This window comes from Pseudomonas sp. B10 (assembly GCF_900156235.1).
GTDB classification, from domain to species: Bacteria; Pseudomonadota; Gammaproteobacteria; order Pseudomonadales; family Pseudomonadaceae; genus Aquipseudomonas; species Aquipseudomonas siliginis.
In genome coordinates this window covers 1,120,831-1,134,073 of record NZ_LT707063.1, presented here as the reverse complement: position 1 = coordinate 1,134,073, position 13,243 = coordinate 1,120,831, and the positions used below count along the sequence as shown (strand labels likewise).

Here is a 13,243-nt window from a genome sequence, read left to right as displayed (position 1 = left end):
CCGGGAAATGGTCGCGCGAGGCGGGCGATCATCCCACGGAGCGTGCCGGGCGTTCCAGCGCGATTCGTCCGGGCGGTTATTGCGCTTGCGCCTTGGCCAATGGCCGCGCCAGCAGGCGCCGGGTCACCCCGAGCATCGCCACCGACACTGCCACGCCTACGACAAAACCGCTGAGGCCCATGCTTGGCAGCGTCAAGGCGGACACCAGGCAGAACGCTGAAAACGAATACATGCCGGTCGCCGTTGCGCGCAATAACGCAGCGGTAAACGCCGGGCCGCGGGTTTGTTGCGAGAACACCGCCATCACGCTGCCAAGCACCGGAAACACCGCGAGCAGGCCGCTCCAGCGTTCGCCGACGGTGCTGGCGAGCATCGTCACCACCAGCGTCAGCGCCGCACCGGCGATCATCCGCCAGATCAGTTTGTCCGACTTCGGTGCTGGCCCGTTCAACACCGGCTGCACCTCGGGGAACAGATAAGGCGAAGCGAGCAGTGCCACCGCTGCCGCAATCACCGAGAACGGCAAGGACGAGGGGATCACCGACAACACCGTCGCCAGCGCGGCCCACACCGCCAACGAAATGGTCAACGCCCACGGCCAGTTCGCCCGCTGCGCCACCTGCGCATAAGTGATGCAGAAAGCGATCATCGCGAACATCGCCGATAGCGCAGCCACGGCGGATTGCGCGGCAAACTGCGGCCCTTGTTCGATCGCCAGAAAGAACAGAATCGGCCCGACCACCACTGGCAATCCCGACAGCCACCCGGCCACGCTCGGCCCCCAGCGTTTGCCCGCCAGGGAAATCAGCAGGAGAAAGCCGGGAATCAGCAGCAATTTCAGGATCAGCACGCGGGTGTCTCCGTCGGGTCAGGATGAGCCACGTTAGCACTGCCGCCTAAAGATTGCTGCCTATGTTCGCAATTTTTGTATACAAAAAATCAGGCGCGAATCCGGCTATGCTTTGATCATCAGAATGCAGCGGAGACGATACGGCGATGAACAGAACACCCAAGCTCGTTCGTGGCTGTTGTGGCATCGGTTTATGGGCGCTGTTGCTGACGCCGACGTGGGCCAATTGGCAGGACGCAGTGCCGGGCGCGCAAATCATCGGCAGCGGCGATTTCAGCGTGTTCGGCTTCGACGTTTACAGCGCGCGCTTGTGGAGTGCCGCGCGGCCTCTGGCGGATGGCCAGCCGTTTGCTCTGGAGCTGATCTACCGGCGCAACATCTCGCGCGACGATCTGGTCAGCACCAGCGTCGATGAGATCAAACGCCTGGCCGGTTCCCGGGTCACTTCAGCGCAATTGGCCGGCTGGCAGACGCAGATGCAACAGTCGTTTGTCGACGTGCAGGCCGGTACACGGATCACCGGCGTATATCTGCCGGGGCAGGGCGCGCGGTTTTTTGTCGGGCAGAAGCTCCAGCATGAGATTGAGGATCCGCAGTTTGCCAAGGCGTTTTTCGATATCTGGCTGGATCCACGAACACGCAGTCCCGAGTTGCGCGAGCAGTTGCTGGGCGTGAACCCATAGGTTCAGTGATCTTTGCGCTTCAAGGCATCAGGCGAAACGACTAAGCTGCCGGGCTCCCGTTTTTGTTTCTGGATGTGTGCGTGAAATTCAGCTTGCCCAAAATCGCCACCGCGCCGTTTTGCCCGCCGGAAGTGGCCGGCAGTGTCGCGGTCGATCCGACTGCCTCGTTCTTCAAACGTGTGCTGCGTTTCGCCGGTCCCGGTTTGCTGGTGTCGATCGGCTACATGGACCCGGGCAATTGGGCCACTGCGATCGAGGCCGGTTCGCGTTTTGGCTACAGCCTGTTGTTCGTCGTGTTGCTGGCGAGTCTGGCAGGCATGGTGGTGCAGTGCCTTTGCTCGCGGTTGGGCATCGCCACCGGGCGCGATCTGGCGCAGTTGTCCCGTGAGCGCTACAGCACCCCGACTGCGCGCTTGCAATGGATATTGGCGGAGATCTCGATCATTGCCACCGACCTCGCCGAAGTGCTTGGCTGCGCTCTCGCATTTCACTTGCTGCTCGGTTGCTCGCTGACCTTCGGCATCGCTCTGACGGCTTTCGACACGCTGTTGGTGCTGGCCCTGCAGAACCGGGGATTCCGTCGTCTCGAAGCGATCATGCTGGTGCTGGTCGCGACCATCGGTGTGTGTTTTTTCGTTGAGCTGTTGCTGATCAAACCCTACTGGCCAGACGTCGCGATGGGCTTCAAACCGTCGCTGTCGGCTATTGGCGATGCGGCGCCGCTGTATCTGGCCATCGGCATCCTCGGCGCCACAGTGATGCCGCATAACCTGTATCTGCACACATCGATCGTGCAAACGCGGATGATCGGCAAGGACTTGGCGAGCAAGCGGGACGCGGTGAAACTGGCGCGCATCGACACCATCGGTTCGCTGGCCCTGGCGCTGCTGGTCAACGCGGCGATCCTGATTCTCGCAGCGGCGGCGTTTCACCAGTCCGGGCACACCGATGTGGTCGACATTCAGGACGCCTATCACCTGCTCGACCCGCTGGTGGGCGGTGCGCTGGCCAGTGTGCTGTTCGGCGTGGCGCTGCTCGCGTCGGGGCAAAGTTCGACCTTCACCGGGACCATCGCCGGGCAGGTCATCATGGAGGGCTATCTGAACCTGCGCATCCCGTGCTGGCAGCGGCGTTTGATCACTCGCGGGCTGGCGCTGATTCCGGCGTTCATCGGCGTCTGGCTCATGGGCGATAACGCGATCGGCAAGTTGCTGGTGTTGAGTCAGGTCGTGCTCAGCCTGCAGTTGCCGTTTGCCTTGTACCCGCTGATTCGCATGACCAACGACCGGCAATTGATGGGGCCGTTCGTCAATCGCTGGCCCACGCGGGTGCTGGCCTGGGGGCTGTTTGTGTTGATCAGCGGGGCGAACAGCTGGTTGATATTGCAGTGGGCGTTTTGATTACTGAGTTGCGGAGACTGGCAGGGCCTCTTCGCGAGCAGGCTCGCTCCCACAGGTTTTCGCGGGCGGCCACAATTCAGCTGGCCAGCCGACGAGGGGTCATCCATCAACTTGTTTCCCGGCGGGCGAGCCTATACTGTATATGCACACAGTAAAGAGCCCGCGCCATGCAAATCATCGACAAGCTCAGCATCCTCGCCGACGCCGCCAAGTACGACGCCTCCTGCGCCAGCAGTGGTGCGCCCAAGCGCAGCTCCGAGGGCAAGAGCGGGCTCGGTTCGACGGACGGCATGGGCATTTGCCACAGCTACACGCCGGACGGGCGCTGTGTGTCGTTGCTGAAAATCCTGCTGACCAACTTCTGCCTTTACGATTGCCAATATTGCGTCAACCGCCGTTCCAGCGATGTGCCGCGTGCGCGCTTTACCCCGGAAGAAGTCGTGACGCTGACCATGGATTTCTACCGCCGCAACTGCGTCAGCGGCCTGTTTCTCAGCTCCGGGATCATCCGCTCGGCGGACTACACCATGGAGCAGCTGGTGCGTGTGGCGAAGTTGCTGCGTGAAGAGCACGAATTTCGCGGCTACATCCATCTCAAGACCATTCCGGAAGCCGATCCGGCCTTGATCGAAGAAGCCGGGCGCTATGCCGACCGCCTCAGCGTCAACATCGAACTGCCCACCGACGCCAGCCTGCAGACACTGGCGCCGGAGAAGGACATCACCTCGATCAAGCAAGCGATGAACACCATCTACACCGGCGTGCAGACGGTATTGAACGAACCGCGCTCGGCAAAATTCGCCCCGGCCGGACAAAGCACGCAATTGATCGTCGGTGCCGATGACACCGATGACAGCACCATCCTCCACAGCGCTCAATCCCTGTATGGCAACTTCCGTTTGCGCCGGGTCTATTACTCGGCATTCAGTCCGATCCCCGACAGCCCGAAAAGCGTACCGCTCGCCGCGCCGCCGCTGATGCGCGAGCATCGTTTGTATCAGGCTGATTTCCTCCTGCGCAGCTACGGCTACAGCGCTGACGAATTGCTCAAAGGCCCGGGCAATCTGGCGCTCGATATCGACCCAAAGCTGGCCTGGGCGCTGGAAAATCGCGAAGTGTTCCCGCTGGACCTCAATCGTGCCGATGCGACGTTGATCGCACGCATCCCGGGCATCGGCTTGCGCACCACCGAGCGCCTGGTCGAGCTGCGCCGTCAGCGCCGCATCCGTTACGAAGACGTCGCGCGGATGCGCTGTGTGCTGGCCAAGGCCAAGCCGTTCATCATCACCAGCGATTACCACCCGCAACAGGCGGAAGTCACCAGCCACATGCTCTACCAGCAATTACGTGACCGGCCGATGCCGCAGCAGATGGGGTTGTGGGGATGATCAGTCTTGATTGCGACGATCTGTTCGACACCTGGCGCCAGCAGGCGCGCTGGTTGCTCAGCCATGAAATCGACCCGAGTCTGGTGAGCTGGGCGGCGGAAGGCGTTGGCGATCTGTTTGCCAGTGATGATCACATGCCCGAAGGGCAGGGGCCGTTTCAGGCGCGTATTCCCCGTGCGCTGCTCGCCACCCTCGAGCACGCGGCGCGCTATCGCGGCGAACAGCGCTGGAGCCTGTTGTATGAAGTGCTCTGGCGGGTCAGTCACGGCGACCGCACGGCGATGATGGCCGGCGACAAACTCGGCAGTGAGTTGCAGCGCCGCATCAAGCAGGTCAGCCGCGAGGCCCATCATCTGCATGCGTTTGTGCGTTTCATCGAGCGGCCCAAGGATCTGCCTGGTCCACAATACGTGGCGTGGCACGAACCGGCGCATGACATTCTGCACAGCGCCAGCGAGCACTTTATCGGGCGCATGGGCCAGCATCGCTGGTTGATCGCCACACCGCGTGACGGCGTTTATTACGACGGTGAGGAATTGATTCACGAGCGGCAGTGCCCGATTGAATGGCAGCAACTGGCACAGAACGTCGATGACCCCCACGGCGATTTGTGGTTGACCTACTACAGCCACATCTTCAACCCGGCGCGGTTGAACCCGAAGGTCATGCAAGGGCATTTGCCGGTGCGGTTCTGGAAGAATCTGCCGGAGGGCGAGTTGATACCGGGATTGATCACCCAAGCGCGGATGGGCAAGCAGCAGAATGGGCAGGCGAGCGGAATCGCCAGTCGAGCCGGGAAGCGGATTGCTTTGAAATAGAAGATCGAAAGATCGCAGCCTTCGGCAGGTCTTACAGAGACCGTGTAGGAACTGCCGAAGGCTGCGATCTTTTGATCTTTTGCAGCCCAACAAAAAAGCCCTCCATCAATCACTCAATGGAGGGCTTCTGAGCATCTGCAGTCGTCAGATCAAACCTTGACGATCCAGCCCGCTGGCGCTTCGATGTCGCCGGTCTGCACGCCAGTCAGCTCTTTGTAGAGCTTCTGGGTCACCGGGCCTACCTCGGTTTCGCTGTGGAACACATGCAAGTGATCGTTGTAGCTGATGCCGCCAATCGGCGTGATCACCGCAGCGGTACCGCAGGCACCGGCTTCCTTGAAGTCCGCCAGTTTGTCGATCAGCACGTCGCCTTCAACCACTTCCAGGCCCAGACGCGATTTGGCCAGTTCGATCAGCGACAGGCGGGTGATGCCTGGCAGAACCGATGGCGAGTTCGGGGTGACGAACTTGTTGTCGTGGGTGATCCCGAAGAAGTTGGCCGAACCGACTTCCTCGATCTTGGTGTGGGTCATCGGATCAAGGTAGATCGCGTCGGCGAAGTTGGCTTTCTTGGCTTTCGAGCCCGGCATCAGGCTGGCGGCGTAGTTGCCACCGACCTTGGCCGCACCGGTGCCTTGCGGGGCCGCGCGGTCGTAGCTGGAGATCTGGAAGTTGTGCGGGGTCAGGCCGCCCTTGAAGTAGGCACCGACCGGGATGCAGAAGATCGAAAAGATGAACTCGGGCGCAGTGCGTACGCCGATGTTGTCACCGACGCCGATCACGAACGGGCGCAGGTACAGCGCGCCGCCGGTGCCGTACGGCGGGATGAAACGCTCGTTGGCGCGAACTACGGCTTTGCAGGCTTCGATGAACTGCTCGGTGTCGACCGTCGGCATCAACAGACGCGCGCAGCTGCGTTGCATGCGCAGGGCGTTCTGGTCCGGGCGGAACAGGTTGATCGAGCCGTCCTTGCAGCGATAGGCCTTCATGCCTTCGAAGCACTGCTGACCATAGTGAAGGGCAGTGGAGCCTTCGCTGATGTGCAGGACGTTATCTTCGGTCAGGGTGCCTTTGTCCCACTCGCCATCGCGGAAGTACGACAGATAGCGCTTGTCGGTCTTGATGTAGTCAAAACCCAGCTTGTCCCAATTGATGCTTTCGTTACCCATGACACCCTCTATCACTGAACAACCGCCGAAGCGGTTCAAGGCTTCTGACGTTTTTTTGGATGGGCACAACAATACTTCATTCTTGAGCGGTTTCGCAGCCGGAATTCGCTCCGCTGATCGTTCCCTCGACTGATCGTTCCCACGCTCTGCGTGGGAATGCCTCATCGGACGCTCCGCGTTCGGCTGTTGGGACGCAGAGCGTCCCGGGCTGCATTCCCACGCGGAGCGTGGGAACGATCAATTTGACGTATTTACAGATGCAGCGCATGCCCCAGCGCCCGCAACGCCGCTTCCTGCACCGCCTCACCCAAGGTCGGGTGGGCATGGATGGTGCCGCCGATGTCTTCCAGGCGCGCGCCCATTTCCAGGCTCTGCGCGAATGCCGTCGACAATTCGGAAACACCGACACCGACCGCCTGCCAACCGACAATCACATGATTATCCCGACGAGCAACCACGCGGACGAAGCCGCTTTTCGATTCCAGGGTCATCGCCCGGCCGTTGGCGGCGAACGGGAAGCTTGCAACGATGCAGTCCAGCCCGGCAGCCTTGGCCTCGTCCGGAGTTTTGCCGACCACCACCAGTTCCGGGTCGGTAAAGCACACGGCGGCGATGGCGGTCGGGTTGAATTCGCGGCGCTTGCCGCTGATCAGCTCGGCAACCATCTCGCCCTGAGCCATGGCGCGGTGGGCCAGCATCGGTTCGCCGCTCACGTCGCCAATGGCGTAGACGTTGCGCATGCTGGTCTGGCAACCGCTGTCGATCTTGATCGCCGAACCGTTCATGTCCAGATTCAACGCTTCGATATTGAAGCCTTGAGTATTGGGTTTGCGACCGACGGCAACCAGTACCTGATCGGTTTCCAGATTGAGGGTTTCGCCTTCAGGATCGCGCACCTGCAACGTGCCGTCGAAACCCAGCACGCTGTGCTTGAGGTACAGCTTCACACCCAGTTGCTTGAGCGCCTCATGCACCGGTTGCGTCAGTTCTGCGTCATAGGCCGGCAGGATGCGGTCCTGCGCCTCGACCACGCTGACTTCGGCGCCGAGCTTGCGATAGGCGATGCCCAGCTCCAGGCCGATGTAACCACCGCCAACCACCACCAGGCGTTTCGGCACAGACGTCGGCGCCAGCGCTTCGGTGGAGGAGATGATCGGCCCGCCAATCGGCAGGATCGGCAGGTTGACGCTGGTCGAACCGGTGGCCAGCACCAGATGTTCGCACTGGATTCGGGTATCGCCTACTTCCACGGTTTTGCCGTCGATGATTTTCGCCCAGCCGTTGATGACCTGAACCTTGTTCTTCTTCAGCAGCGCGGCGACGCCAGTGGTCAGGCGATCAACGATGCCATCCTTCCACTCGACGCTTTTGCTGATATCCAGGGTCGGCGCGGCAACGTTGATGCCGAGCGCCGAATGCTGGCTGTGATGCTGCGTCTGATGAAACTGCTCAGCCACATGAATCAGCGCTTTCGACGGAATGCAGCCGATATTCAGGCAGGTGCCGCCCAACGATTGGCCTTCGACCAGGATGGTCGGGATGCCCAATTGCCCGGCGCGGATCGCAGTGACGTAACCGCCGGGGCCGCCGCCGATGATCAGCAGGGTGGTGTTCAAAGTCTGCATTCCATTACTCCACAAACAAGGTAGCGGGTTGTTCGAGCAAGCCACGAATGGCCTGAATGAAAAGCGCCGCGTCCATGCCGTCGACCACGCGGTGATCGAAGGAGCTGGAGAGGTTCATCATCTTGCGGATCACCACCTGGCCTTTGACCACCATTGGCCGTTCGACGATTTTGTTTACGCCGACAATGGCCACTTCCGGCAGGTTCAGCACCGGCGTGCTGACAATGCCGCCCAATGCGCCGAGACTGGTCAGAGTAATGGTCGAACCGGACAGCTCATCGCGGCTGGCCTTGCCATTGCGCGCGGCGTTGGCCAAACGCGAAATTTCCGCGGCGCTGTCCCACAGGCTGCGCGCTTCGGCGTGACGCACCACGGGCACCATCAGGCCGACATCGCTTTGCGTGGCGACGCCGACATGCACCGCGCCCAGGCGGGTAATGACTTGCGCTTCGTCGTCGTATCGGGCGTTCATTTGCGGGAAGTCGCGCAGGGCCACCACCAGCGCGCGAACGAGGAACGGCAACAAGGTCAACTTGCCACGGCTGGCGCCATGTTTTTCATTCAGATGCGCACGCAGTTCTTCGATCGCGGTGACGTCGATTTCTTCCACATAACTGAAGTGCGCGGCACGCTGAGTAGCATCCTGCATGCGCTGGGCGATCTTGCGGCGCATGCCGATCACTTGAATCTGTTCTTCGTCGTTGCGTTGAACGTAAGCGGCAGCGGCCGGCGCCGAAGTATTCGACTGACCTTGCGCGAGATAGGCCTCAAGGTCTTCGTGCAACACGCGACCGGCCGGGCCGCTGCCGCGAACCAGACGCAATTGAATACCCAGATCCAGCGCGTGTTTGCGCACGGCCGGCGATGCGAGCGGGCGTTCATCCGCTTCGCGAGCAACTATGGGACCCTGGCAAACGGCAGCCGGACGTGGTGCGGCGGCTGCGGCGGGTTTACTTTCGACAGCGGTCTCAACTTTCGGCGCAACCGGTGCTTCTTTGACCGGCGCGGGTGCGGCGGACTCTTTAAGGTTGCCGGCACCTTCAACCTCGATGCTGATCAGCACACTGCCGACCGCCATCACTTCACCCGGCTGACCACCGAGGGCAATCACTTTCCCGTGCACCGGCGACGGAATATCGACCATCGCCTTGTCGGTCATGACATCCGCCAGCACCTGGTCTTCAACCACCAGATCGCCAACCTTGACGTGCCACTGCGACAGTTCTACTTCTGCGATGCCTTCGCCGATGTCCGGCATCTTGATAACGTGCGTGCCCATTCAGACCTCCATGACCCGTTTCAACGCCGCGCCCACGCGGGACGGCCCTGGGAAATACGCCCACTCCTGCGCGTGCGGGTAGGGAGTGTCCCAACCGGTGACGCGTTCGATCGGCGCTTCCAGGTGATGGAAGCAGTGCTCTTGCACCAGCGACACCAGCTCGGCGCCGAAACCGCAGGTGCGGGTAGCTTCGTGAACCACCACGCAGCGGCCGGTTTTCTTCACCGACTTGACGATGGTTTCCAGATCCAGCGGCCACAGGCTGCGCAGGTCGATGACTTCGGCATCGACGCCGGATTCTTCGGCAGCGACTTGTGAGACGTATACGGTGGTGCCGTAGGTCAGCACAGTCACGTCCTTGCCCGGGCGAGTGATCGCAGCAACGTCCAGCGGCACGGTGTAGTAACCGTCCGGCACTTGGGCTTGCGGGTGTTTCGACCACGGGGTTACGGGGCGGTCGTGATGGCCATCGAACGGGCCGTTGTACAGGCGTTTCGGCTCAAGGAAGATCACCGGGTCATCGTTTTCGATGGAGGCGATCAGCAGGCCTTTGGCGTCGTACGGGTTGGACGGCATCACCGTGCGCAGACCGCAGACCTGAGTGAACATCGCCTCGATGCTCTGGCTGTGGGTCTGGCCGCCGTAGATGCCGCCGCCGCATGGCATGCGCAGGGTCATCGGTGCGGTGAATTCACCGGCCGAGCGATAACGCAGACGCGCTGCTTCGGAGATGATCTGGTCGGAGGCGGGGTAGACGTAGTCGGCGAACTGGATTTCGGCGACCGGACGCAAACCGTAGGCGCCCATGCCGACGGCCACGCCGACGATGCCGCTTTCCGAGATCGGCGCGTCGAACACCCGCGAGGTGCCGTACTTGGTCTGCAGGCCTTCGGTGCAGCGGAACACGCCGCCGAAGTAACCGACGTCCTGGCCGAAGACGACGACATTGTCATCACGCTCAAGCATCACATCCATGGCCGAGCGCAGGGCCTGGATCATGGTCATGGTGGTCGTGGTCATGGCGGTTTCCAACTGAATATTGTTGTTGTGATCGTTCATGTCAGATCCCCAACTGCTGACGCTGGCGCTTCAAGTGCTCCGGCATCTCTTTGTAGACGTCTTCGAACATGGTAGCGGCGCTTGGAATCTGCCCGCCGGCGAGGGTGCCGTACTGTTCGGCCTGTTTCTGCGCGGCAATCACTTCGGCTTCGAGTTCGGCGCTGACGGCGGCGTGTTCTTCTTCCGACCAGTGGCCGACCTTGATCAAGTGCTGTTTCAGACGCGCGATCGGATCGCCGAGCGGGAAGTGGCTCCAGTCATCGGCAGGGCGGTATTTCGATGGATCGTCGGAGGTCGAGTGCGGGCCGGCGCGGTAGGTGACCCATTCGATCATGGTCGGGCCGAGGTTGCGCCGGGCGCGTTCGGCAGCCCAGGCGGAAGCAGCGTAGACCGCGTAGAAATCGTTGCCATCGACACGCAGCGAGGCGATGCCGCAACCGACGCCGCGTCCGGCGAAAGTCGTGGCCTCACCGCCGGCGATGGCCTGGAAGGTGGAAATCGCCCACTGGTTGTTGACCACGTTGAGGATCACCGGCGCGCGATAAACGTGGGCGAAGGTGAGGGCGGTGTGGAAGTCCGATTCGGCGGTGGCGCCGTCACCGATCCACGCCGAGGCGATTTTCGTATCGCCCTTGATCGCCGAGGCCATGCCCCAGCCGACGCCCTGAATGAATTGGGTGGCGAGGTTGCCGGAAATGGTGAAGAAACCGGCGTCCTTGACCGAGTACATGATCGGTAACTGGCGGCCCTTGAGCGGATCGCGCTCGTTGGACAGCAACTGGCAGATCAGGTCGACCAACGGCACATCGCGAGCCATGAGGATGCTTTGCTGGCGATAGGTCGGGAAGCACATGTCGTCGATGTTCAGTGCCAGAGCCTGGGCGCTGCCGATGGCTTCTTCGCCAAGACTCTGCATGTAGAACGACATCTTTTTCTGCCGCTGCGCGACAACCATGCGGTTGTCGTAGATCCGCGTCTTGAGCATCGCGCGCATGCCTTTGCGCAGGATCTCGACCGGCACGTTTTCGGCCCACGGGCCGAGGGCGTTGCCCTGATCGTCAAGCACGCGGATCAAACCACGGGCGAGGTCGGCGGTATCGGCAGGTTCTACATCGACAGGAGGTTTGCGCACCGTACCGGCATCGGTCAGATGCAGGTAGGAAAAATCGGTTTTGCAGCCGGGACGGCCCGAGGGTTCAGGGACGTGCAGGCGCAGCGGTTCATACGCTTGGGTCATGGCTTCTACGCTCGATCTTGTGAATTTCTTGTAGTGAGCTGGCAGTCATTCCGGGATGAGGAAATCTTGTCCTACAACAATCATAGGCGTGGCCAAGAAGAATATTTCTCTGTGTTTCGTTGCGCTGGCGACCATTTGCAGATAGAAATTCTGCATAAACATAAAAAACAGGTGGTTTTGTCTCATGCGCAAACTGGACCGTACCGACATCGGCATTCTCAACAGCCTTCAGGAGAACGCGCGCATCACCAACGCCGACCTCGCTCGCTCGGTGAACCTGTCGCCGACGCCGTGCTTCAACCGGGTCAAGGCCATGGAAGAATTGGGCTTGATTCGCGAGCAGGTCACGCTGCTGGATGCCGATCTGCTGGGGCTGCACGTGAACGTGTTCATTCACGTCAGCCTGGAAAAGCAGGTAGAGGAAGCGCTGCAGCACTTTGAGGAAGCGATCTCCGACCGGCCCGAGGTGATGGAGTGCTATCTGATGGCCGGGGACCCGGACTATCTGATCCGCGTGCTGGTGCCGAGCATTCAGTCGCTGGAACGCTTCATGATGGATTTTCTGACCAAGGTGCCGGGGGTGGCGAACATCCGCTCCAGCTTTGCGCTCAAGCAGGTGCGCTACAAGACCGCGTTGCCGTTGCCTGCGAACGGTTTGACGTTGGGGACGTGAAGATCAAAACATCGCAGCCACGGCAGCTCCATTCGCCGATCGTTCCCACGCTCCGCGTGGGAATGCATCCCGTGACGCTCTGCGTCACTTCTTGAGGCGGAACGCGGAGCGTCCCTGGCGGCATTCCCACGCAGAGCGTGGGAACGATCAGTGGGCTCCGCGCGTGAATCAGCGCGGTCAGAGTTTGTTGAGCGGAATCTTCAGGTAAACCACGCCGTTGTCCTCAGGCACCGGCAGATTCCCCGCGCGTACATTCACCTGGATCGCCGGGAGCAGCAATGTCGGCATGCCCAGCCCGGCATCTCGCTGGGTACGCATTTTGACGAACGCCGCTTCATCGATCCCGTCATGCACATGAATATTGCTTTTGCGCTGTTCGCCGACAGTGGTCTGGCACTGTGAGGCGCGGCCCTCGGGTGGGTAATCGTGGCAAACGTAAAGCTTCACGCTGGCCGGAAAAGCCAACAGCTTCTGGATCGACTTGAACAAGTGCTGCGCATTGCCACCGGGGAAATCACAGCGCGCGGTGCCGACATCGGGCATGAACAGCGTGTCGCCGACGAGGATCTGTTCGCCGTCGATCAGGTAGGCCATGTCCGCTGGCGTATGGCCGGGGACGTGCAGGGCGGTGGCCTTGAGGTTGCCGATCAGGAACGACTCGTTCGGCGCGAAAAGATGATCGAACTGCGAGCCATCGACGCAAAATTCCGGCTCCAGATTGAACAGCGCCTTGAACACATTCTGCACTTTGCTGATCGATTCACCGATGGCGATCTTGCCCCCCAGTTCCCGACGCAGGTACGGCGCGGCAGACAGGTGATCGGCGTGGGCGTGGGTTTCCAGCAGCCATTGCACTTGCAGCCGGTGCGCACGCACGAAGGCGATGATCTTGTCCGCTTGCGTCGTGCCGGTGCGCCCGGCGGCGCCATCATAGTCGAGCACCGGGTCGACGATTGCGCACTGGCCGCCGTCGGCTTCAAAGACCACGTAGCTGTAGGTCGAGGAGGCGGGGTCGAGGAACGCTTCAATCTGGGCGGACATGGCAGAAACCTGTGCTGAGGA

At 61.2% G+C, this 13,243-nt stretch carries 12 protein-coding genes; 5 read left to right on the top strand and 7 right to left on the bottom strand.

Translation table 11 applies throughout. The features are described from left to right. Positions 1-76: 76 nt before the first annotated feature. Positions 77-850, bottom strand: coding sequence for a hypothetical protein (locus BXA01_RS05075; protein ID WP_076563451.1), 774 nt, complete (start codon positions 848-850; stop codon positions 77-79). A 146-nt stretch (positions 851-996) separates the two neighbouring features. Between BXA01_RS05075 and BXA01_RS05070 the strand changes: the two genes are divergently transcribed. The 4 genes from BXA01_RS05070 to BXA01_RS05055 all read left to right on the top strand — a co-directional run bounded on the left by BXA01_RS05070 (position 997) and on the right by BXA01_RS05055 (position 5,139). Further along, positions 997-1,533, top strand: coding sequence for a chalcone isomerase family protein (locus tag BXA01_RS05070; protein WP_076563450.1), 537 nt, complete (start codon positions 997-999; stop codon positions 1,531-1,533). A gap of 80 nt (positions 1,534-1,613) precedes the next feature. Continuing rightward, positions 1,614-2,933 carry an Nramp family divalent metal transporter gene (locus tag BXA01_RS05065; protein WP_076563449.1) on the top strand — a complete coding sequence of 440 codons (1,320 nt, stop codon included), beginning with the start codon at positions 1,614-1,616 and terminating at the stop codon, positions 2,931-2,933. Between the two features lie 167 nt (positions 2,934-3,100). After that, positions 3,101-4,321 (top strand): putative DNA modification/repair radical SAM protein, encoded by a 1,221-nt coding sequence (locus BXA01_RS05060; protein ID WP_024013352.1) that lies wholly within the window; start codon positions 3,101-3,103, stop codon positions 4,319-4,321. Further along, a complete protein-coding gene (locus BXA01_RS05055; protein ID WP_076563448.1) occupies positions 4,318-5,139 on the top strand; it encodes a TIGR03915 family putative DNA repair protein in 822 nt (273 codons plus the stop codon). Before BXA01_RS05060 ends, BXA01_RS05055 begins: the two co-directional genes overlap by 4 nt. Positions 5,140-5,288: 149 nt before the next feature. Here the strand turns inward: BXA01_RS05055 and BXA01_RS05050 are convergent, their stop codons facing one another. The 5 genes from BXA01_RS05050 to BXA01_RS05030 all read right to left on the bottom strand — a co-directional run bounded on the left by BXA01_RS05050 (position 5,289) and on the right by BXA01_RS05030 (position 11,508). After that, positions 5,289-6,308 (bottom strand): branched-chain amino acid aminotransferase, encoded by a 1,020-nt coding sequence (locus BXA01_RS05050; protein ID WP_041476992.1) that lies wholly within the window; start codon positions 6,306-6,308, stop codon positions 5,289-5,291. A gap of 251 nt (positions 6,309-6,559) precedes the next feature. Beyond that, entirely contained in the window at positions 6,560-7,933 is a 1,374-nt protein-coding gene (gene lpdA, locus BXA01_RS05045) for a dihydrolipoyl dehydrogenase (RefSeq protein ID WP_076563447.1), read from the bottom strand. A gap of 4 nt (positions 7,934-7,937) precedes the next feature. Continuing rightward, the gene (locus tag BXA01_RS05040) at positions 7,938-9,212 is read right to left on the bottom strand and encodes a dihydrolipoamide acetyltransferase family protein (protein WP_076563446.1); all 1,275 of its coding nucleotides are present in this window, start codon (positions 9,210-9,212) and stop codon (positions 7,938-7,940) included. Continuing rightward, positions 9,213-10,271, bottom strand: a complete 1,059-nt coding sequence (locus tag BXA01_RS05035; RefSeq protein ID WP_003224000.1) for an alpha-ketoacid dehydrogenase subunit beta — start codon at positions 10,269-10,271, stop codon at positions 9,213-9,215. It abuts the gene before it with no gap. A gap of 1 nt (position 10,272) precedes the next feature. Beyond that, positions 10,273-11,508 (bottom strand): 3-methyl-2-oxobutanoate dehydrogenase (2-methylpropanoyl-transferring) subunit alpha, encoded by a 1,236-nt coding sequence (locus BXA01_RS05030; protein WP_071172847.1) that lies wholly within the window; start codon positions 11,506-11,508, stop codon positions 10,273-10,275. Between the two features lie 184 nt (positions 11,509-11,692). Between BXA01_RS05030 and bkdR the strand changes: the two genes are divergently transcribed. Further along, positions 11,693-12,181, top strand: coding sequence for a Bkd operon transcriptional regulator BkdR (gene bkdR / locus BXA01_RS05025; RefSeq protein ID WP_039762201.1), 489 nt, complete (start codon positions 11,693-11,695; stop codon positions 12,179-12,181). A gap of 177 nt (positions 12,182-12,358) precedes the next feature. Here the strand turns inward: bkdR and BXA01_RS05020 are convergent, their stop codons facing one another. After that, positions 12,359-13,222 carry an MBL fold metallo-hydrolase gene (locus tag BXA01_RS05020; protein ID WP_076563445.1) on the bottom strand — a complete coding sequence of 288 codons (864 nt, stop codon included), beginning with the start codon at positions 13,220-13,222 and terminating at the stop codon, positions 12,359-12,361. Positions 13,223-13,243 lie beyond the last annotated feature (21 nt).